Origin of the sequence: Enterobacter genomosp. S, from assembly GCF_001631805.1 — a bacterium.
Lineage (GTDB): Bacteria > Pseudomonadota > Gammaproteobacteria > Enterobacterales > Enterobacteriaceae > Enterobacter > Enterobacter quasihormaechei.
Genome location: NZ_LVVA01000023.1, coordinates 229,643 through 255,618, shown reverse-complemented (window position 1 = coordinate 255,618; position 25,976 = coordinate 229,643). Strand labels below are relative to the sequence as shown.

The 25,976-nt window shown below is 56.6% G+C and carries 26 protein-coding genes; 6 read left to right on the top strand and 20 right to left on the bottom strand.

Annotation, left to right across the window (positions count from 1 at the left end):
* Window positions 1-23 precede the first annotated feature (23 nt).
* On the top strand, window positions 24-998 hold the full coding sequence (ghrB, locus tag A3466_RS21030) for a glyoxylate/hydroxypyruvate reductase GhrB (protein WP_063452199.1): 975 nt from the start codon (window positions 24-26) through the stop codon (window positions 996-998).
* Between the two features lie 58 nt (window positions 999-1,056).
* On the opposite strand, the gene cspE is transcribed toward ghrB, so the two are convergent.
* Together cspE and A3466_RS21020 are read right to left on the bottom strand one after the other, a co-directional pair.
* Entirely contained in the window at window positions 1,057-1,269 is a 213-nt protein-coding gene (gene cspE, locus A3466_RS21025; RefSeq protein WP_003860775.1) for a transcription antiterminator/RNA stability regulator CspE, read from the bottom strand.
* Between the two features lie 245 nt (window positions 1,270-1,514).
* Window positions 1,515-2,225 carry a DUF3053 domain-containing protein gene (locus A3466_RS21020; protein WP_063452198.1) on the bottom strand — a complete coding sequence of 237 codons (711 nt, stop codon included), beginning with the start codon at window positions 2,223-2,225 and terminating at the stop codon, window positions 1,515-1,517.
* A 331-nt stretch (window positions 2,226-2,556) separates the two neighbouring features.
* Here A3466_RS21020 and A3466_RS21010 point away from each other — a divergent pair, with 331 nt between their 5' ends.
* Entirely contained in the window at window positions 2,557-2,844 is a 288-nt protein-coding gene (locus tag A3466_RS21010) for an HTH-type transcriptional regulator (RefSeq protein WP_063452196.1), read from the top strand.
* Between the two features lie 38 nt (window positions 2,845-2,882).
* On the opposite strand, the gene A3466_RS21005 is transcribed toward A3466_RS21010, so the two are convergent.
* The 3 genes from A3466_RS21005 to ubiD form a co-directional block, all read right to left on the bottom strand.
* Complete coding sequence (locus A3466_RS21005; RefSeq protein WP_063452195.1) at window positions 2,883-4,502, bottom strand: ABC-F family ATP-binding cassette domain-containing protein; 1,620 nt, start codon at window positions 4,500-4,502, stop codon at window positions 2,883-2,885.
* A gap of 218 nt (window positions 4,503-4,720) precedes the next feature.
* Window positions 4,721-5,422, bottom strand: coding sequence for an NAD(P)H-flavin reductase (fre, locus tag A3466_RS21000; protein ID WP_006812340.1), 702 nt, complete (start codon window positions 5,420-5,422; stop codon window positions 4,721-4,723).
* A 39-nt stretch (window positions 5,423-5,461) separates the two neighbouring features.
* Window positions 5,462-6,958 (bottom strand): 4-hydroxy-3-polyprenylbenzoate decarboxylase, encoded by a 1,497-nt coding sequence (gene ubiD / locus A3466_RS20995; RefSeq protein WP_063452194.1) that lies wholly within the window; start codon window positions 6,956-6,958, stop codon window positions 5,462-5,464.
* 169 nt (window positions 6,959-7,127) lie between these two features.
* Here ubiD and rfaH point away from each other — a divergent pair, with 169 nt between their 5' ends.
* Window positions 7,128-7,619, top strand: a complete 492-nt coding sequence (rfaH, locus tag A3466_RS20990; RefSeq protein ID WP_063452193.1) for a transcription/translation regulatory transformer protein RfaH — start codon at window positions 7,128-7,130, stop codon at window positions 7,617-7,619.
* On the opposite strand, the gene tatD is transcribed toward rfaH, so the two are convergent.
* The 9 genes from tatD to udp all read right to left on the bottom strand — a co-directional run bounded on the left by tatD (window position 7,616) and on the right by udp (window position 15,527).
* Window positions 7,616-8,398, bottom strand: coding sequence for a 3'-5' ssDNA/RNA exonuclease TatD (gene tatD, locus A3466_RS20985; protein ID WP_063452192.1), 783 nt, complete (start codon window positions 8,396-8,398; stop codon window positions 7,616-7,618). The two genes, rfaH and tatD, sit on opposite strands and share 4 nt — an antisense overlap.
* 41 nt (window positions 8,399-8,439) lie before the next feature.
* Window positions 8,440-9,210, bottom strand: a complete 771-nt coding sequence (gene tatC, locus A3466_RS20980; RefSeq protein WP_063452191.1) for a Sec-independent protein translocase subunit TatC — start codon at window positions 9,208-9,210, stop codon at window positions 8,440-8,442.
* A 2-nt stretch (window positions 9,211-9,212) separates the two neighbouring features.
* Window positions 9,213-9,755 carry a Sec-independent protein translocase protein TatB gene (tatB, locus tag A3466_RS20975; protein WP_003860783.1) on the bottom strand — a complete coding sequence of 181 codons (543 nt, stop codon included), beginning with the start codon at window positions 9,753-9,755 and terminating at the stop codon, window positions 9,213-9,215.
* Between the two features lie 3 nt (window positions 9,756-9,758).
* Entirely contained in the window at window positions 9,759-10,013 is a 255-nt protein-coding gene (gene tatA, locus A3466_RS20970; RefSeq protein WP_063452190.1) for a Sec-independent protein translocase subunit TatA, read from the bottom strand.
* Window positions 10,014-10,089: 76 nt separating this feature from the next.
* Complete coding sequence (gene ubiB, locus A3466_RS20965) at window positions 10,090-11,730, bottom strand: ubiquinone biosynthesis regulatory protein kinase UbiB (RefSeq protein ID WP_063452189.1); 1,641 nt, start codon at window positions 11,728-11,730, stop codon at window positions 10,090-10,092.
* The gene (gene ubiJ, locus A3466_RS20960; protein ID WP_063452188.1) at window positions 11,727-12,332 is read right to left on the bottom strand and encodes a ubiquinone biosynthesis protein UbiJ; all 606 of its coding nucleotides are present in this window, start codon (window positions 12,330-12,332) and stop codon (window positions 11,727-11,729) included. The genes ubiB and ubiJ overlap by 4 nt, the downstream gene beginning before the upstream one ends.
* 13 nt (window positions 12,333-12,345) lie before the next feature.
* Window positions 12,346-13,101, bottom strand: a complete 756-nt coding sequence (gene ubiE, locus A3466_RS20955) for a bifunctional demethylmenaquinone methyltransferase/2-methoxy-6-polyprenyl-1,4-benzoquinol methylase UbiE (RefSeq protein WP_063452187.1) — start codon at window positions 13,099-13,101, stop codon at window positions 12,346-12,348.
* A 66-nt stretch (window positions 13,102-13,167) separates the two neighbouring features.
* Window positions 13,168-14,625 carry a DNA recombination protein RmuC gene (gene rmuC / locus A3466_RS20950; RefSeq protein WP_063452186.1) on the bottom strand — a complete coding sequence of 486 codons (1,458 nt, stop codon included), beginning with the start codon at window positions 14,623-14,625 and terminating at the stop codon, window positions 13,168-13,170.
* A gap of 140 nt (window positions 14,626-14,765) precedes the next feature.
* The gene (gene udp / locus A3466_RS20945; protein WP_045417628.1) at window positions 14,766-15,527 is read right to left on the bottom strand and encodes a uridine phosphorylase; all 762 of its coding nucleotides are present in this window, start codon (window positions 15,525-15,527) and stop codon (window positions 14,766-14,768) included.
* Window positions 15,528-15,786: 259 nt separating this feature from the next.
* On the opposite strand from udp, the gene A3466_RS20940 reads away from it, so the two are divergent.
* On the top strand, window positions 15,787-16,593 hold the full coding sequence (locus A3466_RS20940; RefSeq protein ID WP_063452185.1) for a dienelactone hydrolase family protein: 807 nt from the start codon (window positions 15,787-15,789) through the stop codon (window positions 16,591-16,593).
* Window positions 16,594-16,636: 43 nt separating this feature from the next.
* Here A3466_RS20940 and metE read toward each other — a convergent pair whose 3' ends face one another.
* Window positions 16,637-18,898 carry a 5-methyltetrahydropteroyltriglutamate--homocysteine S-methyltransferase gene (metE, locus tag A3466_RS20935; protein WP_063452184.1) on the bottom strand — a complete coding sequence of 754 codons (2,262 nt, stop codon included), beginning with the start codon at window positions 18,896-18,898 and terminating at the stop codon, window positions 16,637-16,639.
* Between the two features lie 116 nt (window positions 18,899-19,014).
* Between metE and metR the strand changes: the two genes are divergently transcribed.
* Window positions 19,015-19,968: an HTH-type transcriptional regulator MetR gene (gene metR / locus A3466_RS20930; RefSeq protein ID WP_063452183.1), complete on the top strand. Its 954-nt coding sequence runs from the start codon at window positions 19,015-19,017 to the stop codon at window positions 19,966-19,968.
* On the opposite strand, the gene A3466_RS20925 is transcribed toward metR, so the two are convergent.
* The 3 genes from A3466_RS20925 to pldB all read right to left on the bottom strand — a co-directional run bounded on the left by A3466_RS20925 (window position 19,856) and on the right by pldB (window position 22,661).
* Window positions 19,856-20,755 (bottom strand): carboxylate/amino acid/amine transporter, encoded by a 900-nt coding sequence (locus A3466_RS20925; protein WP_063452182.1) that lies wholly within the window; start codon window positions 20,753-20,755, stop codon window positions 19,856-19,858. The two genes, metR and A3466_RS20925, sit on opposite strands and share 113 nt — an antisense overlap.
* Before the next feature lie 82 nt (window positions 20,756-20,837).
* Entirely contained in the window at window positions 20,838-21,638 is an 801-nt protein-coding gene (gene yigL / locus A3466_RS20920) for a sugar/pyridoxal phosphate phosphatase YigL (RefSeq protein WP_063452181.1), read from the bottom strand.
* Window positions 21,639-21,668: 30 nt separating this feature from the next.
* Window positions 21,669-22,661 carry a lysophospholipase L2 gene (gene pldB, locus A3466_RS20915; protein WP_063452180.1) on the bottom strand — a complete coding sequence of 331 codons (993 nt, stop codon included), beginning with the start codon at window positions 22,659-22,661 and terminating at the stop codon, window positions 21,669-21,671.
* A 111-nt stretch (window positions 22,662-22,772) separates the two neighbouring features.
* Between pldB and rhtB the strand changes: the two genes are divergently transcribed.
* Window positions 22,773-23,393: a homoserine/homoserine lactone efflux protein gene (gene rhtB, locus A3466_RS20910; protein ID WP_028014786.1), complete on the top strand. Its 621-nt coding sequence runs from the start codon at window positions 22,773-22,775 to the stop codon at window positions 23,391-23,393.
* Here rhtB and rhtC read toward each other — a convergent pair.
* Entirely contained in the window at window positions 23,390-24,010 is a 621-nt protein-coding gene (gene rhtC, locus A3466_RS20905) for a threonine export protein RhtC (RefSeq protein WP_010426287.1), read from the bottom strand. The two genes, rhtB and rhtC, sit on opposite strands and share 4 nt — an antisense overlap.
* A 61-nt stretch (window positions 24,011-24,071) precedes the next feature.
* Complete coding sequence (recQ, locus tag A3466_RS20900; RefSeq protein WP_063452179.1) at window positions 24,072-25,901, bottom strand: ATP-dependent DNA helicase RecQ; 1,830 nt, start codon at window positions 25,899-25,901, stop codon at window positions 24,072-24,074.
* Between the last annotated feature and the right edge of the window lie 75 nt (window positions 25,902-25,976).

Here is a 25,976-nt window from a genome sequence, read left to right as displayed (position 1 = left end):
TTTTAAAATCAACGGAGATTAGCATGAAGCCGTCCGTCATTTTGTACAAAGCACTGCCTGAAGATCTGCAAAAACGCCTGGAGGAACACTTTACCGTTACCCGGGTGAAGAACCTCAGCCCGGAAACCGTGGCACAGCACGCCGACGCGTTTGCCAGCGCCGAAGGCCTGCTGGGTTCAAGCGAAAAGGTGGATGCAGCGCTGCTGGAGAAAATGCCGAAACTTCGTGCCACCTCAACCGTTTCTGTGGGATACGATAATTTCGACGTGGATGCGCTTAACGCGCGCAACGTTCTGCTGATGCACACGCCTCATGCCCTGACGGAAACCGTCGCCGACACGCTGATGGCGCTGGTGCTCAGCACCGCCCGTCGCGTGGTGGAAGTGGCCGAGCGCGTGAAAGCGGGCGAATGGACGAAAAGCATTGGCCCGGACTGGTTCGGCGTGGACGTACATGGCAAAACGCTGGGGATTGTGGGGATGGGGCGTATCGGCCTGGCGCTGGCACAGCGCGCCCATTTCGGCTTCAGCATGCCCATTCTGTATAACGCACGCCGTCATCACGCTGAAGCTGAAGAACGTTTCAACGCCCGCTACTGCGAGCTTGATACGCTGTTGCAGGAAGCCGACTTTGTCTGCCTGATCCTGCCGCTGACGGATGAAACGCGTCATCTCATCGGCAAAACGGCGTTTGAAAAGATGAAGAAATCGGCCATTTTCATCAACGCGGGTCGCGGCCCGGTGGTAGATGAAAAGGCGCTGATTGAGGCACTGCAAAACGGTGAGATCCACGCCGCCGGGCTGGACGTGTTTGAACAGGAGCCGCTGCCGGTGGATTCACCGCTGCTGACCATGCCCAACGTCGTCGCCCTGCCTCACATCGGCTCTGCGACACACGAAACACGTTACAACATGGCGGCGACCGCAGTGGATAACCTGATTGCCGCGCTTAGCGGTAAAGTGGATAAGAACTGCGTTAACCCACAGATACAACAGTAAAAACGAAAAAACCCGCCAGAAGGCGGGTTTTTGAATTTTGTGCTACTGGGTTGGAAGCTTACAGGCTTACAACGTTACCAGCTGCTGGGCCTTTAGCGCCGCTTTCGATGGTGAAGGAAACTTTCTGACCTTCATCCAGAGATTTGTAGCCATCGTTCTGGATAGCAGAGAAGTGTACGAACACGTCTTTAGAGCCATCGTCAGGAGTGATGAAGCCGAAACCTTTATCAGCGTTGAACCATTTTACCAGACCAGTCATTTTAGCAGACATAGAAATTACCTTATTAACAAATATATTGTGCCTTCCGGCTTGATGGATTGCGTTACAGATTTTTAAGCGATGAAGGAAGGGTCACTACGAAGGGTATCTATGGATAACAATCTGGACTGCTTTACTAAACTGCTTTAGGTCTGTGTAACAAACCGACGAACATAGTTATACCGATGTGGTAGATGAATGACAAGCGTTATTTTCATTAAGCATAAAAAAACCCCGCCAGAAGCGGGGATTTTTTCTTATTCCGTTGCAGCGACCGCTGCGCTCCACGCCTGGCTAAAGGCCTGGTGCTGGGACGCGAGCGGCCCGATCAGCGTATTGTACTGGCTCGCCTGCTGGGAGGTCGGGAACTGAATACCGTTAGAGACGAAGCTCACCTGCGTCCCCTGCTCACTGATAAAGTCACCCACCTGAACCAGCTGCTGAGTAAAGACCTGCGCTGCTGGGATCAACGGCTGCAAGGCGTTTGACGGTTTAGTTACCACTTTCTCATACACCTGGTCATAAACCGGCTTCAGGTCTTCGCCCTGCTTCAACGCGGAACGCGAGGCATCAGCCTGCATTTTGGCATTTTGCAGCTGCTGGCTCAGCACCCCGAGCGCGCCGTTGGACTGGCGCAGCGGTTCACGCTGGGTCACATAATCCTGTGGAACGCGGATGGCGTTCACGCTATCCACAACCGGGCGGATACCGGAATCCATCGCCTGGCTTACCTGCTGTGAATAGCCATACAGAATGGCGTAATCCGACACGAATGGACCAAACTGTTTTTTCTGATCCGCAGTCAGCGTTGGTAAACGCTCGCCGCTACGCATCACTGTATTCTGTAGAAAATCGATAAACGCTTTGCGCTGATCGCCTTCTTTATCGAAACACCCACTCAGGCTAACCACCATCAACAACGCCGCAATAGGCGCAAACCAGCGAGAGCAGGACTTTCCTGTCGCCATTTTATTACTCCTTTCACCCAAAAAAGCGCACACCGGCACACGCGTGCCCAACGCTGACAAGGATAGTCCAGGTCAGCCTTGCAAGATAGAGTTTTCATGCAAAACGGGTATTCCCGTTTTTGTACTGACTATTTACAAAAAAATACCTGTTCATTCCTACATATGACTAATCAGGTAATTAGCATAACTATCCATATAGCTGAAACGGGTAAAGCGATCGTGATCGCACAATTAATCACAGCCGTGACGATCCTGTGTTTGGTTTAGGGACTATTCTTAACATGCTCTCTGATGTTCATGATCCCGATGTGTGATTTATGAGGAGTTCTCAATGGAATTAAAAGATCCTGAGTTTGAGCTGCTGAGCAGCCTGGAACAGATTATTTTTAAAGATGTACCGCCGACGATTACCCTGAATCAAAAGTCCAATCCTTTTAGTGAATTTGAGCGTTTACGTAAAGGGTCGGGCCTGAAAACAGATGAATTCGCAAGAGCGATGGGTGTCAGCGTAGCGATGGTGCTGGAGTGGGAGTCAAAACGTGAAAAACCTACCCCAGCCGAGCTAAAGCTGATGCGCCTGATCCAGGCAAACCCTGACCTTCGCAAGCAGTTAGCCTGATTAAGTTTGTTTGCCCCCGCCCTTGCGGGGGCTTGTGTTTACAGCCTTTCACATCGCCATCCCGACTTTTCCCACACCAGCTCATGCGTCAGCTTTAATCCTGCCAAAAACGCTTCATCATGGGACACCACCAGCAGCGCGCCGGGGAAATCGGCCAGGGCCGCTTCAATGGCCTGCACGGAGGCCAGATCGAGGTGATTGGTCGGCTCATCCAGCAGCAACAGCTGCGTCGCCTCCTCACGCCACAGCGTGCAGGCCAGCGCGGCCTTCAGGCGCTCGCCGCCGCTTAGCGCGGCCAGAGGCAGCGTTACTTTCTCCGCGCCCAGCTGAAGCTGCGCTAAACGGGTACGTAGCGCCCCCTCCTCGAGCGGTGTATTGCTAAGGCTGAGGTGCGTCATTACCGACTGAGACAGATCCAGCCGGGAAAGATGCTGATCGAGACAGGCATGCCTGACGGAGACCTTACAGGTTCCCATAACAGGGGCGGTTTCGCCCAGGATCACTTTCAACAGCGTGGATTTTCCACAGCCGTTCGGCCCGCGTAGCGCCACACGCATCGGGCCATCCATTCGCCAGCCGATCGGGGGGACAGGCACGTGCGGAAGCACCAGTTCTTCCAGCACCAGCACCTGTTTCCCTTCCGGAATTTGACTGCCCGGCAGGGTAAACATCACCGCGTTATCCTCTTCAACCCGCTCGCGTGCCTGGTTAACCGCAGCGTTCAGGGCATGATTTTGATCGCTATGCTGTTTTTTCCAGGAACCAATACGCTCTTTCGCCGCCGCTTTGTATTTGACCCGCTCAAACGAGGCAATGTTAAGGCTGTCGACCTTGCGAAGCGTTTTGGCTGAACGCCGCTGGCTGTCGTCATGCTCTTTATGCATGCGGGCTCGGGTACGTTTGCGCTCAGTGGCAGCATGCTCCAGCGCGGCGCGGGCGGCCTGCTGCTCGGCATCACGCTGGGTTCGATAGTCAGCATAATTCCCGCCGTAGCTGCGCAAGCCCGAAGCACTCAGTTCAAGTATACGCGGCACCTGCGCCAGCAATTCCCGATCGTGAGAGGCCACCAGCACCCCGCCCTGATACCGGGCGAACTGCTCGTAGAACCACATGCGGCCCTGCCTGTCGAGGTGGTTGGTCGGTTCGTCCAGCAACAGGTAATCAGCATCTGCGGTGAATGCGCCGCACAGCAAGGCACGAATGCGCTCTCCGCCGCTCAGCTCTGCCGCGGGTTTATTCGGGTCAAAAGGTGGAAGCGAGGCCGCGATAAAAGCCTGGCTCAGCCGTTCAGCCAGATCCCAGTGGCCGTCGAGCGTGTCCAGATCGTCGGGTTCATAATGACCGCTGTCGATGCGCGTGCGCGCCGCAAAGATCGCGTCGTAGCCAAGCAGTTCGGCAAGCGTGGTATTCGCAGAAATATCCTGCTGCTGCGCCACATAGGCGTGTGTAGCAAAGCGCTCAATGTGACCGCTGGCGGGCTCATCAATACCTGCCAGCAGCCGCAGCAGGCGCGTTTTGCCGCTGCCGTTGCGGCCAACCAGCGCGCACGCTGACGCATCCAGAGAAAAAGACAGAGGACCAAAAAGGATATCGCCCGTCGCAAACTGACAGGTGACCTGATGCAAAATAAAAGAGGGGGACTGCGCAAAATGAGCCATAAGCACTCCTGAATGAAATCAAAACATCCCCTGCCGACGCGGTGCGTTTAACAAGGATCGAAATTCATCAGTCGTGTTTGTTCATTTTTGGGGGCGCTCCTGAGGGCGAAAGTTAACGGGGACAAGAATAACGGCAATGCGCCGCCCGTTTCAAGGTTAAATTTTCACCAACACGATTGTCAGCGTGAAAAAAAAACCCGCCGAAGCGGGTCTCTCAATCAGATAAACGCAAACGCATCGCCGAACAGACGATCTTCCCGCGCGTCACGCTCGTTGCAGAAGAGGTCGCGGGCAATTTTCGCCATTTCGAAGCGACCGGCGATGTAGATATCGTGCCCTGCCAGCGTTCCGTGATCCTGCAATACCGCAGTCAGCACCGTACCGCTGCGCCCGCGCCAGCCCTCTTCCGGCTGCTCGACAACCGGCTCGATGCGCAGGTTTGGATGATTGACGCTCAGCGCTTCCAGTTCAGACAGATCGTAAAGATGCTTCTCTTCACGGCCGCCCCAGTAGATGGTGATATCGCGATTTGGATTACGCGCCAGCGCCGTTAACAGAATAGAGCGGACATAGGAGAAGCCCGTACCGCCGGCAATCAGGATCAGCGGACGGTCTTCGTCTTCACGCAGCCAGGCCTCACCGTGAGGAATATCGACCACGATTTCACGCTCTTTCAGGATGCGGTCCATCACGGCCATCGCGTACAGGTTAAGCTCAGACGCACCAATATGCAGCTCAATAAATTCCTGCTCTGCTGGCGTTGAGGCCATAGAGAAAGGACGCTTATCACGCTCGTCCATCACGACCATCAGGTACTGACCGGCACGAAATGAAAATGCCGCTTCAGGAACCAAACGGACGCGATATACGGTGTCGGTAATAGCATCTACCGACGTCACTTTACAGCTTAAGGTTGTCATTCGCTCTCTCTGTCGGGAAGTCTATAGGGCTAAACGGTCTTATTCTGCCTTACCGTTACTCATTATGGCCAGCTCCTCCCAGATCGCGTCAATTCGCGCGGTCACGGCAGGATCTTTTACGATCGGGCGACCCCATTCACGGTCGGTTTCGCCAGGCCATTTGTTCGTGGCATCCAGTCCCATTTTTGAGCCAAGGCCGGAAACCGGCGAGGCAAAGTCCAGATAATCAATCGGCGTGTTTTCCACTAACACTGTGTCACGCGCCGGATCCATACGCGTGGTGATGGCCCAGATCACGTCATTCCAGTCGCGGGCATTGACGTCATCATCGCAGACAATCACAAACTTGGTATACATAAACTGGCGCAAGAAGGACCATACGCCCATCATTACGCGCTTAGCGTGACCGGCATACTGCTTCTTCATCGTCACCACCGCCAGGCGATATGAACACCCTTCCGGCGGCAGATAGAAATCCACTATTTCCGGGAACTGCTTTTGCAGGATCGGCACAAACACTTCGTTAAGCGCCACTCCCAGCACCGCCGGTTCGTCGGGTGGACGACCGGTGTAGGTGGAGTGATAAATAGCATCTTCACGCTGGGTAATGTGCGTGACGGTGAATACCGGGAAGTTATCCACTTCGTTGTAATAGCCGGTGTGATCGCCGTACGGCCCTTCGGGTGCCAGCTCGCCCTGTTCAATGTAACCTTCCAGCACGATCTCCGCGCTGGCGGGCACTTCCAGGTCATTGGAGATGCACTTCACCACTTCGGTTTTGGTGCCGCGCAGCAGCCCGGCAAAGGCATATTCAGACAGCGTATCCGGAACGGGCGTCACTGCGCCCAGAATCGTTGCCGGATCGGCACCCAGCGCGACGGATACCGGGAAGCGTTCGCCCGGACGGGCCGCGCACCACTCCTGGAAATCCAGCGCGCCGCCGCGGTGGGACAACCAGCGCATGATGAGCTTGTTCTTGCCAATCAGCTGCTGACGATAAATGCCGAGGTTTTGACGCTCTTTATGCGGCCCGCGCGTCACGGTGAGGCCCCAGGTGATCAGCGGTGCGGCATCTTCAGGCCAGCACTGCATGATCGGAATTTTGGTCAGATCAACCGCATCACCTTCCAGTACTTTTTGCTGGCACGGCGCACCGCGCAGGCGCTTTGTTGGCATGTTCAGCACCTGCTTAAACTGCGGCAGCTTGTCGAACAGGTCGCGGAACCCTTTTGGCGGCTCCGGCTCTTTCAGAAAGGCCAGCAGTTTGCCCACTTCACGCAGCGCCGTGACGTCTTCCTGTCCCATGCCCATCGCCACGCGGCGAGGTGTGCCAAACAGGTTGCACAGCACCGGCATGGCATAGCCTTTTGGGTTTTCAAACAGCAACGCCGGGCCGCCCGCGCGCAGGGTACGGTCGGCGATCTCTGTCATTTCCAGATACGGATCAACAGGAAGCGTAATGCGTTTGAGTTCGCCCTGCTTTTCCAGCAGCGCCAGGAAGTCGCGTAGATCGTGGTATTTCATGCAGTTAATCATGGCCTCTCTGTAAGCGCTTCATTATACGGCGTAAGACCGCGTGATGCTGTAATTTTGTTAAATTAGCGTGAACTTCCACGACTTACTCTCTTTTTCGCCATTATAATCACCTTAGCGATCCCGCCAGGGTTTTGGTATGCTTGCGCCCCGAACAATGGGAAGAGTGATTATGCAGGCCTGGTATTTACTGTATTGCAAACGCGGGCAACTTCAGCGCGCGCAGGAACATCTTGAACGTCAGTCTGTTAACTGCCTGACGCCCGTGATCACGCTTGAAAAAATGCAGCGTGGAAGACGCACGACCGTCAGTGAGCCTCTGTTCCCGAACTATCTGTTCGTTGAGTTCGACCCCGAAGTGATCCACACCACGACGATCAGCGCTACCCGCGGCGTCAGCCATTTTGTGCGTTTTGGCGCCCATCCGGCAAGAGTACCGTCATCGGTTATTCATCAGCTTTCTGTCTATCAGCAGCCTGACGATATTACCGACCCTGAAACCCCGTACGCCGGAGACAGCGTGGTGATTACCGAAGGTGCCTTTGAAGGGTTACAGGCCATCTTCTCTGAGCCGGACGGTGAAGCGCGTTCCATGCTGCTGCTCAACCTGCTGAACAAAGAGGTGTTGCAGAGCGTTAAAAACACCGATTTCCGCAAAGTTTAGAACTGCACGCCGAACAGACGACGCACGTTATCATCGGTTTGCGCTGCCAGCCACTGCGCATCTTCTCCGCGCCAGTGCGCCACTCGTTCAGCAATGTGCCCCAGATAAGCCGGTTCATTACGTCGTGATGTCGGTTTGGGCTGCATATCCCGGGGCAACAGATACGGCGCATCCGTTTCCAGCAGCAAACGATCGGCCGGGATAACGGGCAACAGCTCGCGCAACTCCAGCCCACGCCGCTCATCGCAAACCCAGCCCGTGATACCCAAATAAAGCCCGCGTTTCAGGCAATCCAGCGCCTCCTGACGGGAGCCCGTAAAGCAGTGCAATACCGCACCAGGCAGCTTCTCCAGCCAGGGTTCCAGCAGCGCCAGAAAACGTTCATGCGCATCGCGACAGTGCATAAACACCGGCATTCCCAGCTCTGCGGCCAGCGCGAGCTGGGCGGTAAATGCCCTCTCCTGGTCTTCAGGCGTTGAGAAGTTACGGTTGAAATCAAGCCCGCATTCGCCAATGGCAACCACTTCTGGCGTTTGTGCCAGGCGATGAAGCACCTCAGCGCTTTCATCCGTCCACTGGCTGCTGTCATGCGGATGCACGCCGGCGGTGGACCAGCAGTGTTGATAGCGTTGCGCCAGCTGCCGTGCCTGCTCACTCTCATGCAGGTTCGTTCCCGTCAGTAACAGTCCGTTCACGCCGGCGGCAAAGGCGCGCGCCACCACCTCATCGCGGTCTTTTGCAAACTGGGCACTGGTCAGGTTAAGGCCGATATCAAACATACGTATCCCCATATGACAACCGCCCTGACGGGCGGTTGGTTTTATTCTTTGGTGGTCTCTTCAGACGGCTCGTCTTCTTCGTCCCCGGTACGTCCCTTTCCTACGTAGAAACGTGCGAAGAACACGCCGACTTCAAACAGGCAGTACATGGGTATCGCCAGTAAGGTTTGCGAGAAGACGTCCGGTGGCGTCAGCAGCATACCTACGACAAACGCACCCACCAGGATATAAGGACGCTTCTTACGCAGATCGTCAGGCGTGGTCACGCCCACCCAGCAGAGCAGGACAATCGCTACGGGCACCTCGAAGGCGACACCAAAGGCCATAAACAGCGCCATGACGAAGCTGAGGTAGCTGGCGATGTCCGTCGAAACCTGTACCCCTTCCGGTGCGGTATGCGTCAGGAAGCCAAAGGCCAGCGGGAAGACAACGAAGTAGGCGAACGCCATGCCGATGTAAAACAGCAGCGAGCTGGATACCAGCAGCGGAATAACCAGCTTACGTTCATGCCTGTACAGCGCGGGCGCCACAAACGCCCAAACCTGATACAAAATGACCGGTGCAGATGCAATCAACGATACCCAGAAGGTCAGCTTGATAGGGGTAAAGAACGGTGAAGCAACGTCCGTTGCAATCATCGTCGCGCCCAGCGGCATCTGTTTAATCAGCGGCGCAGAAACCACCTGATAGATATCGTTGGCGAAATAGACCAGACATAAAAAAATGAGGAAAACCGCAATAATGCAGTTTAACAGGCGCTTACGCAGCTCAATGAGGTGCGCAATCAGCGGTTGAGTATCATCTACTGCCATGTTTACGCTTTATCACTCGACGAGGGGGATGATTCGGAAACAGGCGCGGCGGGTTTTACCTCAGCCGTTTTGACCACGGGCTCTTCCGGCGGCACCTGCTTTTTCACTTCGGGCTCCTGCGGCGATTGCTCTGGCGAAGCGGCCTGATGCTCCGCGCTGGAAGGCGTCACACCCTCGCGCTGCTCTTCGCTGCCCTTCACCACCGGATTATGGATGGTGTTTGCTTCATCGCTCGCCTTCTCAGGATCGTTAATGCTGTATGAGCGCTTCATGGATTCAGCCGCTTCGCGCAGCTCATCCATCGACGCTTTCAGCTCCGGCGTCAGGTTGTCCATGCTCGCCTTTTCAACCTTTTTCAGGCTGTCCTGAAATTCCTGAAGCTTTAATTCCTGCGCCAGCTCGTTCTGCACGGTCGTTGCCAGCGAGCGGAGCGCCCGCACCCAGCCCACGACGGTTTTCACCGCAACGGGTAAACGCTGCGGCCCCAGCACGATCAGACCAATCACAAAGACCAGCAGTAACTCACCAAAACCGATGTCGAACACGAATTACACCTGCTCTTTATCGTGACGTTTGGCCTCTTCCTTTTTGGCTTCGTCCTGCTTATCGGCGATAGATTTAGCGGTAAAATCAGCATCCTGACCGGTTTTTTCCTGCTTATTCTCATCATCGCTCATGGCTTTCTTGAAGCCTTTGATTGACGCACCCAGGTCGGAACCAATCGATCCCAGTTTTTTCGTGCCGAACAGCAGCACAACGATGACGGCAATGATCACTAACTGCCAGATACTGATACCACCCATGCGTGTTCCCCAGTGATAGATGATTAATTAGTCAGATCGCATTATACGTATGCAATCCATCGATAGCGACGCTAATTCAGCGCGTTTTTCGCCAGCCAGCAAGCCAGACAACCACGCCGGCAGCCATAATCCAGGCTGGCATCATTTCCCAGTCCGGACGATTGATCAACAGCAACGTGCCGCTTATCAACAGCGTCGCGCCAATTCCGAAGAGATAGCGGGACTGCCCCTGACGCACGCGACTGGATTGGAGCTCGTGCGCGATTTTATCCATGCTGTGCTGAAGGTTCTTGCTCTGACGCAAACTGTCGTAAACCAGTTCAGGAATTTCAGGCATTTTTTCAATCCAGAACGGGCCTTTCTCTTTGAGCGAGCGAACCAGCGCAGGAATACCGACCTGATCCTTAATCCAGGACTCAAGGAACGGTTTGGCGGTTTTCCACAAGTCTAACTGAGGATAGAGCTGGCGGCCTACGCCTTCAACGTAAAGTAATGTTTTCTGAAGTAAAACTAATTGTGGCTGCACTTCCATATTGAAACGGCGTGCGGTGTTGAACAGGTTCAGTAAAACGTGACCGAAGGAGATCTCCGACAGCGGCTTTTCAAAAATCGGCTCGCAGACGGTGCGGATCGCAAATTCAAACTCTTCCACGTTGGTATCTGGCGGAACCCAGCCTGAATCCACGTGCAGCTCGGCCACCTTACGGTAGTCGCGGTTGAAGAAAGCGATAAAGTTCTCGGCGAGATAACGCTTGTCCTCTTTATTCAGCGAGCCAACAATTCCGCAGTCGATGCCGATGTATTTCGGATCTTCCGGGTGCTCGTAGCTGACGAAAATATTGCCCGGATGCATGTCTGCGTGGAAGAAGCTATCGCGGAAAACCTGCGTGAAGAAGACCTGTACGCCGCGCTCGGCCAGCAGCTTCATGTTGGTGCCCTGCTTTTCCAGCGCCGCCACGTCCGAGACCGGAATGCCGTAGATACGTTCCATCACCATCATGTTCTGGCTGCAATAGTCAGAGTAGACTTCAGGAACATACAGCATCGGGCTGTCTTCAAAGTTACGACGCAGCTGAATGGCGTTCGCCGATTCACGCAGCAGGTTAAGCTCATCAATCAGCGTTTTTTCGTATTCCCGCACCACTTCCAGCGGACGCAAACGGCGGCCATCCGGCAACAGACGCGGCACCCAGCGGGCCAGACGATAGATTAACTTCATGTCCGCTCTGATAACCGGCAGGATATCCGGGCGAATCACCTTAATGACCACCTCTTTGCCATTTTCCTTCAGGCGCGCGGTGTGAACCTGCGCAATAGACGCAGAGGCCAGAGGCTGGATGTCGAAATCATCAAACCAGGTGTCGATGGGAATATTACCCATCGCCTCTTCGATTTGTTGCTTTGCTCTCTCCCCGTCAAACGGGGCGACGCGGTCCTGCAACAGCGCGAGCTGATCGGCAATCTGCGGCGGGAAAAGGTCGCGACGCGTTGAGAGCATCTGCCCAAACTTGATCCAGACAGGACCAAGCTCCTGCAACGCAAGACGCAGGCGTGCGCCCAGCTCCTGATCCTTATGGCGATTCGGCATCCAGAACAGCGTGCGCCGCCAAAGCCGAAGCGGCAGGGTGATACGCATTCTGGGGATAAGCTCGTCGAGCCCGTAGCTCAAAAAGGTGCGAACGATAAAGTAGAGGCGCCGAATTTCACCAGGCGTCATTTGCCCTCCAGTTTTTCCAGCCGTTTGGATAACGCATCAACTGCGCGCTCAACTGCCGCGGTCTCTTCAGCAAACCAGGCGACCTCTAAAGGCCCCGGCGCCATACGCCACTCTTCGGTCAGCACCTCGGCAGCATAGCGCTGTTGACGGAGCAGACCTTTGCGCAGGAAAGCGGAGCCCGTGCGCAGCGTTTTGCTTATCCCTTCGGCCGCAATGTCGCCGATATAGGGTGCCAGAAGTTCCGCCGGGTCGAATTCGGCCTGATCGCTGAGTGCAACGAAGTTCTGTACTACCTGAATATCGCCTTCGACCTCCAGCTCACCGCTGCGAATAAGCGCCGTCATCTGCTGACGGTCACGCAGTTTTGGCAGTACGCTCATGTGCGTAATCACCGAGCAGTCAGCCGTGCCTTCCCATTCACCCAGAACGTCAAGCTGGCGTTCGCTGAAGACCAGCACAAGCGGCGTCGAGAACTCCTTTAATACAATACGCAGTACCTTCCCGTTAAGCCGCTGACGTGCGGTTTTCAGCGCCGGTGCGCGATACAGAAAGGCATTCAGTACATTCTCAATGCCAGCGGTGACTAAGGGTTTAATGGGCACGGGAAACCTCCACTCAGAACTTGTAACCACGATGCAGCGCGACGACACCCGCCGTCAAATTGAAGTATTCCACGTTTTCAAACTCCGCATCCTGCATCATCGCTTTCAGCGTGTCCTGATCCGGGTGCATTCGGATGGATTCGGCCAGATAGCGGTAACTTTCGGCATCGTTCGCCACCAGCTCGCCAATGCGCGGCAGAACGTGGAAGGAATAGGCATCGTAAGCTTTGCTCAGCGGGTCGATAATGGGTTTTGAGAACTCGAGAACCAGCAGACGACCGCCCGGCTTCAGCACGCGGTACATGGAGCGCAGCGCCTTGTCTTTATCGGTCACGTTACGCAGACCGAAAGAGATGGTGATGCAGTCGAACGTATTGTCCGGGAAAGGCAGCGCTTCGGCGTTCGCCTGAACATATTCCACGTTTCCCACCACGCCGATGTTGCGCAGCTTTTCGCGGCCCATTTTCAGCATGGAGTCGTTGATATCCGCCAGCACCACGCGGCCCGTTTCGCCTACCAGACGGGAGAATTTTGCGGTCAGATCGCCCGTGCCCCCGGCTAAATCCAGCACCGTTTGTCCACGGCGCACGCCGCTGCAATCAATAGTAAAGCGCTTCCACAAGCGATGAATGCCGAATGACATCAAATCATTCATCACATCGTACTTCGCCGCCACGGAATGAAATACGTGGGCCACCATGTCAGCTTTCTGCGCTTTGGCGACAGTCTGAAAGCCAAAGTGCGTTGTGTCTTGTGAATCGTCAACCATCTCAGAGCCTGCTAATCAGTCAAATGTTCGTGAAGTGTAACAGATTGGGCGCATTTGCCCTACGTTTCAACCACCGTGAAAGAAACGTGCCGGCTGCTCATCTGGCGATAAACTCGCCGCTAAATCGTTGTCTTCATTGCGGGAATTTTGCTCAGCGTCGCCTTCGCGCAGGCGGAACTCTTCGTCCTGAGCGGTCGCCTGCTCCACCAGTTCCGGATTAATCTCGCGTTTCACCTCCACGCCCAGGCTGCGGAACGCCTCCGCCTGTGCCAGCAAATTGCCGCGCCCGGAGGAGAGTTTTTTCATCGCCTGGCGGTAATTATCCTGGGCGCGATCCAGGCTTTGCCCCACCGAGGACATATCGTCGACGAACAGCCGCATTTTGTCGTACAGCTTGCTGGCGCGATCGGCAATCTGCTGCGCGTTACGACTTTGGTGCTCATAGCGCCACAGGTTGGCAATGGTCCGCAAAGCCACCAGCAGCGTGGTGGGGCTGACCAGCATAATGTTATTTTTCAGCGCTTCGGTAATAAGCTCAGGCTGTCTGTCTAGCGCCAGCAGGAATGCAGGCTCGACCGGTATGAACATCAGTACGTAATCCAGCGATCGCAGCCCTGGCAGCTGCTGATAATCTTTCCTGCCCAGCAGACGAATATGGTTACGCACGGAGGCGATGTGCTCCTGCAACGCTGATTCTCGGGTGTAGTCATCTTCAGCGTTGAAGTAGCGCTCATAGGCGACGAGCGTCATTTTGGCGTCGATAACCACATCTTTGCCCTGAGGCAGACGCACAATCACATCCGGCTGCATTCGCGAGCGCGCGTCGTTTTCAATACTGACCTGCGTCTCATATTCATACCCTTCGCGCAGGCCCGAGGCCTCCAGCACGCGAGTTAAGACCACTTCGCCCCAGTTTCCCTGCGCTTTATTATCGCCTTTGAGCGCCCGCGTCAGGTTGATTGCCTCCTGCGCCATCTGCGCATTCAGCTGCTGGAGGTTACGGATCTCGTGCGCCAGGGTGTGGCGCTCGCGCGCTTCCTGCCCAAAGCTGTCCTGCACCTGACGGCGGAAACCGTCCAGCTGTTCGCGCAGCGGCGTCAGCAGGCTGTTCAGGCTCTGGCGGTTTTGTTCATCCACGCGGCGGTTGCTGTGCTCAAAGATACGGTTCGCGAGGTTTTCGAACTGCTCGCTGAGGCGCTGCTCGCTGTTGATCATCTGGCGGATTTTGTCTTCGGCGTGCAGCTGGGTGGATTCAAGGCGGGTGGTCACTTCGCGGAGATCGGCCTCCAGCGAGGTATTGATGTCGCGCAGGTTACGCAGTTCGTTATTGAGCAGTTCACACTCTTCGCGCCAGTGGTCGCTCAGCGCAAGCTGCTGTTTTGTCGCGCTGAGTTCAGCCACAATCTCTTCGCGCTCTGCCAGCTGTTCGGCTTTCTGCTGTGCGTGCTGGTAGCTGGAAATGAGCCAGCCAATCCCCACGCTCGCCAGCGCCACTACCGCATAAACCAGGATTGAGATATCCACAATGCCCCCCTGCATCCACGTATAACCCGCACAAAATAGAATTGTGCTGTATAAACGTCCAGTTTGAAAGGGTTTTCCTGCGAGGCGCTACGCAAAAAATAAAGGCCGAACGCGTCGGCCTTTTATCTCAGAAGAGTGGATTAGAGGAGACGGCGAGCCGCTTCAACCACAATTTTCACCGCATGACTTTCGGTCTGCTTCATGGTTTCGGCGTTCGGGATCTCCTGCTGGGTACGGTTGACGATCACGCCCGCCACCATACCGGCACGCAGACCCTGGCTTGCGCACATGGTCAGCAGCGTTGCAGATTCCATTTCATAGTTCATCACGCCCATGGACTGCCACTCTTCCATTGAGCCTTTGAAACGGCTCACCACGCGGCCAGAGAAGGTGTCGTAACGCTCCTGGCCCGGATAGAAGGTGTCGGAGGAGGCCGTCACGCCCACGTGAGTGGTTGCGCCAACGGATTTCGCCGCTTCAACCAGCGCGGTGGTGCACTCGAAGTCAGCCACTGCCGGGAATTCCATCGGTGCAAAGTGCAGGCTTGCGCCGTCCAGACGCACGGATGCCGTCGTGACCAGCACGTCGCCCACATTGATGTGCGGCTGAATGGCGCCCGTGGTGCCGATACGCAGGAAAGTACGAATGCCCAGCTGCGCCAGCTCTTCAACGGCGATTGAGGTAGACGGACCACCGATACCGGTAGAGCACACGATCACCGCTTTGCCGTCCAGCTCTGCGCGCCAGGTGGTGAATTCGCGATGGGCTGCCAGCTTAACCGGCTTATCCATCAGCGCGGCGATCTTTTCCACACGCTCAGGATCGCCAGGGACGATAGCCAGCGTAGCCCCTTGTAAATCGTTTTTAGTGAGGCCGAGATGAAAAACATCAGACTTAGACATAGGTGACTCCTCTGTGGGTCGGTTAGTCAGAAGAAGTAAAAAGGTACTTTACAGAAGCAATGTGCATTATTTCGTGATGCATCTCACCATGAATGAAAATGATTGCAGTTAATTTCCATCAAATAGTGATTCACATCACATTAACAAGTTATATCGACGGGTGCTGCACAAAAGATAGACGCTATAAGGCACTGTGGGTTGTTAACCTGGTGTCTATATTTATCTTTGCGCTAATCCATTCATTGGTACGGAGAATGCCATGACTGAAAAAACCGGTTTTGCACCTGCTGCTGCCCCGCATGCCTCAACCATTGTCTCAACCCCTGAAGAGGCCATCACCGCAGGCGAAACGTCGATTCCCTCTCAGGGAGAGAACATGCCGGCGTACCACGCGCGGCCAAAATCCGCCGAGGGCCCGCTGCCTATCGTGATTGTGGTTCAGGAAATATTTGGCGTTCATGAACATATTCGAGACCTCTGCCGCCGCCTGGCGCTGGAGGGTTATCTGGCCGTTGCGCCAGAGCTCTATTTCCGCCAGGGCGATCCGAACGATTACAGCGACATCCCGACGCTGTTCAGCAACCTGGTCAGCAAGGTGCCAGACGCGCAGGTGCTTGCCGATCTTGATCACGTTGCCAGCTGGGCGGCGCGCAACGGCGGCGACCCACACCGCCTGATGGTGACTGGCTTCTGCTGGGGCGGGCGCATTAGCTGGCTGTACGCCGCGCATAACCCGCAGTTGAAAGCCGCCGTTGCCTGGTACGGCAAACTGGTGGGTGAAAAGACCCTGAACTCGCCGAAGCATCCGGTTGATATCGCTACCGATCTCAATGCCCCGGTGTTAGGGCTGTATGGCGGCCAGGATACCGGCATTCCGCTTGATACCGTCGAGACCATGCGCCACGCGCTGCGGGCGGCAAACGCGAAGGCCGAAATCGTGGTGTATCCCGATGCCGGACACGCGTTTAATGCCGATTATCGTCCGAGCTATCACGCGGAATCGGCGAAAGATGGCTGGCAGAGAATGCTGGCGTGGTTTAGCCAGTACGGCGGGAAAAAAGCATAAAAAAAGCCCGGTGGCGGCTGCGCCTTACCGGGCCTGCGCGTCATCAAGCCTGACGTAAGTTCTGCGCCGCTTTCACCATGTTGGCGAGCGCCGCGCGCGTCTCCGGCCAGCCGCGGGTTTTCAGGCCGCAGTCCGGGTTTACCCACAGGCGTTCCGCCGGGATGCGCTGAGCGGCTTTCCTCAGCAGCGCTTCAATCCACTCCACGCTCGGCACGTTCGGGGAGTGAATGTCGTACACGCCCGGCCCAATTTCGTTCGGATAGTCGAACTCTTCAAACGACTCCAGCAGCTCCATGTCTGAACGTGAGGTCTCGATGGTGATGACGTCGGCGTCCAGGGCGGCGATGGAGTCCATGATGTCGTTAAATTCGCAGTAGCACATGTGGGTATGGATCTGCGTGTCATCCTTCGCAACGGCGGCGTTAATGCGGAAGGCTTCCACGCCCCACTGTAAGTACGCATCCCAGTCGCTGCGACGCAGCGGCAAACCTTCACGCAGCGCCGGTTCGTCTATCTGAATGATGCCAATCCCCGCCGCTTCCAGATCCGCCACTTCATCACGCAGCGCCAGCGCGATCTGTTTGGCAATCGTCTCGCGCGACACGTCTTCGCGCGGGAACGACCAGCAGAGAATGGTCACCGGGCCGGTCAGCATGCCTTTTACCGGTTTATCGGTCAGAGACTGGGCATACTTCGCCCACTCCACGGTAATCGCCGCCGGGCGGCTGACGTCACCGATCACTACCGGCGGCTTCACGCAGCGGGAGCCGTAGCTCTGCACCCAGCCGTTCTGGGTAAAGACGAAGCCGTCCAGGTGCTCACCAAAATATTCCACCATGTCGTTACGCTCGGCTTCACCGTGCACCAGCACGTCCAGCCCGAGGCGTTCCTGCTCGATAATCGCCTGCTTGATGTGTTCCGCAATGCCGGTGCGGTAATGATTCGCATCCAGATTGCCCTTTTTGAAGTCCAGACGCAGGCCGCGGATCTCGGTAGTCTGCGGGAATGAACCGATGGTCGTGGTCGGCCACGCGGGCAGGTTGAAGCGGGCGCGCTGGGCTTCAGCACGTACCTCGTACGGGCTCTGGCGCTGGCTGTCCCGGGCGGTAATGGCCGCCAGACGCTTTTCCACCGCCGGGTTGTGCACGCGAGCCGAGTGACGACGCGCCTGGATTGGGGCGCTCCAGTCGGCAATCGCCGCCGTATCGCCGCCGTTGAGCGCATCACGCAGCAACGCCAGCTCTTCACATTTTTGCAGGGCGAAGGCAAACCAGCTCTTCACTTCAGGGTCGAGACGGGTCTCCACGCTCAGATCGATCGGACTGTGCAGCAGAGAACAGGACGAAGCCACCCACAGCTCGCGTTTACCGACGATGTCTTTAATTTGCGCGTATTTCTCAGTCAGATCGGCGCGCCAGACGTTACGGCCGTTGACCAGACCGGCGGAGAGCAGCCAGCCCGCAGGCAGACGCTTATGCAGCTCCGCCACGTCGTCTTTACCGTGAACGAGGTCCACGTGCAGACCCTGAACCGGCAGCGCGGCGATAGTGTCGAGGTTCGGCGTCACGCCTTCGAAATAGGTGGTCAGCAGCAGCTTCACCTGGCCGGTGAGCGCGTCATACGCTGGTTTAAAGGCATTCAGCCACGCCTGCGGCAGCTCAAGCACCAGCGCGGGTTCGTCGATTTGCACCCACTGGATGCCGCGTTTGCCGAGCTCGATCAGCACCTGCTTATAGACCGGCAGAATATCGTTCAGCAGGCTGAGGCGGTCAAACGGTTCGCCTTTCACTTTGCCCAGCCACAGGTAGGTTACCGGCCCCAGCAATACGGGCTTCACCTGATGGCCCAGCGCCAGCGCTTCGTCCACTTCATCCAGAAGCTGCGTCCAGGTCAGTGCAAACTGCTGGCCCTTAACGAACTCCGGCACCATATAGTGATAGTTGGTGTTAAACCACTTGGTCATTTCCGCCGCTGCCGCGGGCTCACCCGTTGGCGCACGGCCACGGCCGATGCGGAACAGGGTGTCGATATCTACCGATCCATCGCTGTTCTGATGACGAGCCGGCACGTTGCCAAGCAGCAGGCTGGTGGTCAGAACATGGTCGTACCAGGCGAAATCGCCCACCGGCAGCAGGTCAACGCCCGCCTGTTTTTGCTGATCCCAGTGACGGGCGCGCAGCTCGCGGCCCACCGCCAGCAGTTCTTCACGGGTGGCGTTACCCGCCCAGTAGCTTTCTTGCGCTTTTTTCAGCTCGCGACGCAGGCCAACGCGAGGGAAACCGAGAGTGTGAGAGCGGATTGTCATGGCATACCCCTTGTAGAAATTCGTTATTTAGACGTCCAGATGTTTACACTTCTATAATTGGCAGGTACTGTATATTCCTCAAGCGCAAAATGTTCATGGCGAAGTGAAGGACTTTCATGATCGAGATAAAACACCTGAAAACGCTACAAGCGTTGCGGAACTGCGGTTCTCTTGCGGCGGCAGCGGCCACGCTGCACCAGACTCAGTCTGCCCTTTCTCACCAGTTCAGCGATCTGGAACAACGCCTCGGTTTTCGTCTTTTTGTGCGTAAGAGCCAGCCCTTGCGCTTTACGCCGCAGGGCGAAATTTTGCTTCAGCTGGCGAACCAGGTACTGCCGCAGATTGCCAGCGCGTTGCAGTCCTGCAATGAGCCGCAGCAGACCACTCTGCGCATTGCCATTGAGTGTCACAGCTGTATTCAGTGGCTGACCCCCGCGCTTGAGAACTTCCGCCAGAAGTGGCCGCAGGTGGAGATGGACTTTAAATCCGGCGTAACGTTTGATCCGCAGCCGTCGCTTCAGCAGGGTGAGCTGGATCTGGTAATGACCTCAGACATTCTGCCGCGCAGCGGCCTGCACTATTCGCCGATGTTTGATTTTGAGGTGCGTCTGGTGCTGGCTCCGGATCATCCGCTGGCCGCCAAAACGCGCATTACGCCGGAAGATCTTGCCAGCGAAACGCTGCTGATTTACCCGGTACAGCGCAGCCGTCTGGATATCTGGCGCCATTTCCTGCAACCCGCGGGCATCAGCCCTCAGCTGAAAAGCGTGGACAATACCCTGCTGCTGATCCAGATGGTGGCGGCCAGAATGGGGATCGCGGCGCTGCCGCACTGGGTGGTCGAGACGGTTGAACGCCAGGGTCTGGTGGTCACCAAAACCCTGGGTGAAGGACTGTGGAGCCGGCTGTACGCTGCCGTGCGCGACGGCGAGCAGCGTCAGCCGATTACGGAAGCGTTTATTCGCTCAGCGCGGAACCACGCGTGCGACCATCTTCCGTTTGTGCGGAGCGCGGAGCGACCCAGCGGCGATGTACCCACAGTGAAGCCAGGATCACCGTTCCCCCAATAAGGAAACTCGGCCAGTGCGGCTGTTCCTGCCAGATGGCGAGGTTTACCAGCAGCCCCGCCGGGACGTGCACGTTGTTCATGATCCCCAGCGTTCCGGCGTCTACCTGCGTAGCGCCGTAGTTCCACATAAAGTACCCCAGCCCCGACGCCACCACGCCCAGCCAGACCAGAACGCTCCACTGCACGGTAGTGGTCGGCAGCCTTTGCGGATTGCCGAGCAGAAACCACGCCGCCACAGCGACAATCGCCGCGCCCACATAGAACCATGCAAACGCGTTATGCTGCGGCATCGGGCGGGTTTCCATCAGGCGCTTGTAGCCCACCATCCCGATGGCGAAGCTGATATTGGCGAGCTGGACGAACATCAGCCCGGTCCAGAAGTGATCGCTCACCTTGTCGTAGCGAATGATCGCCGCGCCAATCACCGCCAGCGCGGCGCTCAGCAGATATCCCCAGCGCAGGCGGCGCTTGCTGAGCAGGTCGTAAATCAGCGTGATATAGAGCGGCGTCAGGACGGTAAAGAGCAAGAATTCGGAGACGGACAGGTAGACGTAGGCCCGAAAGCTGAACAGATACATGATGCCGAGCTGCATCGCGCCCACCAGCATGTACAGAAGAAGGGTTTTCAGCGATTGCCCGCGGGTGCGCAGGAACGGCAGAAATACCAGCGCCGCCAGCCCTACGCGCATCAGTACCGAGAAGTAGCTGTCGACCGATCCGGCAAGGTATTCGCCAATCAGGCTAAAGGAGAAGGCCCACAGGATAGTGGTGATAATGAGTAGCGCCACAATGCTTGTCTCTCAGAAAGAAGGACAGGCATTGTAGCGAACTCTTTAGTTGACAACTGAGCAATAAATAATCAAATGAAGATTATTCAAGGAACAGCTTGCGCAAATACTTAGGCACCGCGTTATCGGCGTTGGTGCCGATCACTTCCAGCTCCGGGTGCAGGTCTTTGAGGCGCTGGTGTGCGTTCTGCATGATGCAGCCTTTGCCCGCCATGGAGAGCATCTCGGCATCGTTCATGCCATCGCCGAACGCGATGCAGTCTTTCAGCTCAAAGCCCAGACGTTTTGCCACCGCTTCCAGGGCGTGACCTTTGGACACGCCGCCCGCCATCACTTCCAGACAGGTCAGCGTGGAGAAGCTCACGTTGACGCGGTCGCCCCAGCGGGCGTTGATCGCCTGCTCCAGCGGCAGCAGCGCTTCGTGGCTTTCGCAGGTAAAGAATACTTTGCTGATCCCCTCCGGATCCAGCAAACCCGGCTCATACAGGGAGTAGTTGAATACCGCTTCCTTGAAGAAGCGCATTTCGTCCGGGCGATGACGGTTCATAAACCATTCGTCGTCGCGGTAAACATTGGTGACGATATCCGGGTTGTTATGCACCACGCCGAACAGATCTGCGGCGATGTCACGATCCAGGTTATGGGTGAAAATGAGGTTGCCGTCCGTGTCATGTACGCGAGCACCGTTGGAGGTGATCATGTACGATTTGATTTCCAGATTATCGCGGATCTGCCCCACGTCCACGTGGTGGCGGCCGGTGGCGAAGACAAAGTTCACGCCGCGGGCGGTCAGGAGTTTTAAGGTCTCTTTCGCATAAGGCGACAGGGTGTGGTCGGGGGAAAGCAGCGTGCCATCTAAATCAGATGCAACAACCTGGTACATAGGGATTTAAACCTCTGGTGAAAACAGTAATCAGTTATGCCTGTTGAAAAATTCAACAATAGCGTTGAGCGCGACTGAGCGCATAGCGTCCTTTTCGAAAAGGATCTCATGGTACGCGCCGTTGATGACAAGCGGTTTGCCCCCTTCACACGGGTGGCCCGCCGCGGCGCGCAGTTCACAGTATCGATCGTGCATGCGGTTATCCACCACACGCTCTTCTTCCGCCTGTATCAGAAGCGTCGGCGTGTCATCATCACCCACGCCCGCCAGCACCTGCTCGCCGGCGTGAATGCCTTCCCGCACCCAGTGCCAGGTCGGGCCACCGACGCGTAAGCGCGGCTCATCGGCATAGAAGCGCAGATTGCGGCGATAGCGCTGCCGACTGTGGGTTAACACGTTGATGGCAAACGGCAGCGCCCGCCAGCGCCCTGTCCCGATGGCATAATTTTCCCGAATACGCTGATGGCCCTCAGCCCAGTCGAGAAGATGGCGTACCATCCAGTCAGGGAAGCGAATCACAATGCCATACATCGGCGCGGTAAGCGCGATGGCATCGCACTGGTGATCGTAGCGCTGCAAAAACAGCGTGGAAATGGCGCCGCCCATGGAGTGCGCCAGTATATAGCGCTTGCGCCACGGGCCTGGCTGCACTTCCTGCTCCCAGAACGCGGCAAAATCGTCGACGTAATCGCTGAAGTTATCCACGTGGCCGCGATGGGTATCCGGCAGCAACCGGCCTGAAAGCCCCTGCCCGCGATGGTCGATAATTAATACGTCGAAGCCCAGATGGAACAGGTCATACGCCAGCTCGGCATATTTGACGTAACTTTCGATACGGCCGGGGCAAACCACAATCACCCGGTCGTTTTTTTCATCACGGAAACGAACGAAGCGTACCGGGATCCCTCCGACGCCCGTAAATTCATCTTCCTCTCGCTGGCGCCAGAAATCGCTCAGCGGCCCCATGGAGAAAGCCGCAAATGCGTTTTCTCGTGTTTCCCAGTCCTTTTTCTGCTGAAACATTGGGTTTCCACCCCCCGTAATCCAGGGAATATAGTTTTTTTCGTCATCGGTCACAAAATGACTCAACAATAGCGTATTGTGGCATAAAAACAGACGATCCGGGAGTTTCTAATGACCTTCGAGTGGTGGTTCGCTTACCTGCTGACATCTATCATCCTCAGCCTTTCACCCGGCTCCGGGGCCATCAATACCATGACCACCTCCATCAACCACGGCTATCGCGGCGCGGCGGCGTCGATTGCCGGTTTACAGACCGGGCTTGGCATTCACATTGTGCTGGTGGGGATTGGCCTGGGGACGCTGTTCTCCCGTTCGGTGCTGGCGTTTGAAGTGCTGAAGTGGGCCGGTGCGGCGTATCTGATTTGGCTGGGCATTCAGCAGTGGCGCGCGGCAGGCTCAATTGACCTGAATACGCTCTCACGGACGCAAACGCGCGGCCATCTGTTTAAGCGCGCGGTGTTCGTTAACCTGACCAACCCAAAAAGCATCGTGTTCCTCGCCGCCCTGTTCCCGCAGTTTATCGTGCCGCATCAGCCTCAGGTCATGCAGTATGTGGTGCTCGGCGCGACCACCATTATTGTCGATATCATTGTGATGATTGGTTACGCGACGCTGGCGCAGCGAATTGCGGCGTGGATCAAAGGGCCTAAGCAGATGAAGGCCCTGAACAAAGTCTTTGGTTCGCTGTTTATGCTGGTTGGCGCGCTGCTTGCGTCAGCGCGTCATGCTTAGCGAGAAATGATGAGATGAATGCCGAAGCCGGCGAACAGCGCGCCGGCAAAGCCGTCGATCCACTTCGCGATGCGCTGGTAGCCGCGACGCATTGCCGGTAAGGCGAACAGGCTGGCAACAATAGTGAACCAGGCGAACGTCTCAACAACGATCAGCAGGAAGATCCCCCAGCGCGCGCCTGCGCCGACGCTGTCACCCACAAACAGCGAGAACACCGAGCCGAAATAGATAATCGCTTTCGGGTTCGCCAGGTTGGTCAGGAGCCCTTTCACAAAGCTACGACCACCGGTTGCCAGCTCAACCTTTGGCTCTTCCGGCTTTTTCTCTTCTTTCTTCAGCGCCCCGCGCAACATCTGGTAGCCCATCCAGCACAGGTACAGCCCGCCGCCAACCATAATGATGTTATGCAGCCACGCCATCTTCGCCAGGATCAGGTTCAGACCGAGCAGCGCGACCGCCGCCCAGACCATAACGCCCATGGTAATACCAAGCACACCCATCATCGCCTCTTTGCGGGAGCGGCTGACGGCTGTTTGTGACACGAAGAAAAAGTCAGGGCCAGGGCTCATCAGCGCAACGATGTGCACTAACGCCACGGTGAGAAATAGCATTAACATAATTAGCTCGCGGGGAAATAATTCAGTGAGTCATCATCCTGGCACTTTTTCGCCCGGCTGACTACTCCTCATCATCACCATCGGCGTGAGAGCGGATGAGCGCCATAAATTCTTTACCAAAGCGCTCCAGCTTGCGCGTGCCGACGCCGTTGACGCTGAGCATTTCGCTGGCGCTGAGCGGCATCTGCTCGGCCATCTCAATCAGCGTCGCGTCGTTGAACACCACGTATGGCGGGATGTTCTCTTCATCCGCAATGGCCTTGCGCAGCTTGCGCAGCTTGGCGAACAGCTTGCGGTCGTAGTTGCCGCCGTAGGATTTTTGCATCACCCGCGGCTTGAGGGCGACCACGCGCGGCACGGCGAGCTTGAGCTCCACCTCGCCGCGCAGCACCGGACGCGCTGCTTCGGTCAACTGTAGCGCGGAGTGCTGGGCAATGTTCTGTGTGGCAAAGCCGAGGTGGATCAGCTGACGAATAATGCTGACCCAGTGCTCGTGGCTCTGGTCTTTACCGATGCCGTAAACCGGCAGCTTGTCGTGGCCCATGTCGCGGATACGCTGGTTATTGGCACCGCGCAGCACTTCCACCACGTAGCCCATCCCGAAGCGTTGATTCACGCGGTAAATGGTCGAGAGCGCTTTGCGCGCGTCCATCAGGCCATCGTACTGTTTCGGGGGATCCAGGCAGATATCGCAGTTGCCGCACGGCTCCTGTCGCCCTTCACCAAAGTAGTTGAGCAGCACCAGACGGCGGCAGGTTTGCGCTTCAGCGAAGGCACCCATCGCGTTGAGCTTGTGGCGCTCGATGTCCTGGAGCTGTCCCTGCGGCTTCTCTTCCAGACAGCGGCGCAGCCACGCCATATCGGCCGGATCGTAAAACAGCATCGCTTCCGCAGGCAGGCCGTCACGGCCGGCACGGCCGGTTTCCTGATAGTAGGATTCGATATTGCGCGGAATGTCGAAGTGCACAACAAAGCGCACGTTCGGCTTGTTGATGCCCATCCCGAACGCCACCGTTGCGACGACGATTTGCAGGTCGTCGCGCTGGAATTTTTCCTGCACCTCGGCGCGGATGTGGTTCTCCAGCCCGGCGTGATAGGCGGCGGCGCTAAAGCCACGGTTTTGCAGACGCGCGGCGGTGTCTTCCACCTTCGCGCGGCTGTTGCAGTAGATGATGCCGGACTTGCCGCGCTGCTCCTGAACGTAGCGCAGGAGCTGATCCAGCGGCTTGAATTTTTCCATCAGCATGTAGCGGATGTTGGGGCGGTCGAAGCTGCTGACCTGAATATACGGGTCGTTCAGCCCCAGCAGGCGAACAATGTCCAGACGCGTGGTGTCGTCCGCCGTGGCGGTAAGCGCCATAAACGGCAGTTCAGGGAAGCGCTGACGCAGCTGGCCGAGGGCGGCATATTCCGGGCGGAAATCGTGTCCCCACTGAGAGATACAGTGCGCTTCATCCACCGCCAGCAGAACCGGATTCCAGTGCGCCAGGTTTTCGAGGAAGTTATCCAGCATCAGGCGCTCTGGCGCGATATACAGCAGGCGGATCTGCCCGGTGCGGCACCCGGCCATCACCTCTTGCTGCTGCTCGCGGGTTTGCGTCGAGTTCAGGCAGGCCGCCGCCACGCCGTTGGCGAGCAGCTGATCGACCTGGTCTTTCATCAGGGAAATAAGGGGCGATACCACGACCGTCAGGCCGTTAAGCACCAGCGCGGGCACCTGATAACAGAGGGATTTACCGCCGCCGGTCGGCATCACCACCAGGCAATCGCGGCCTTCCAGCACGGTTTCAATGATGGTTTCCTGGCCAGGACGGAACTGCTGGTAGCCAAAGGTTTCATGCAAAACCTGTTTAGCCAGCGATTCCTGATTCAATACTTCCGCCTGCGCCACGTTAACCCCATATGCCAGAAATGAAACAGGCGCTATTTTCAGCGCCTGAGAGAGAAACTTCAACGTTTAACGCAA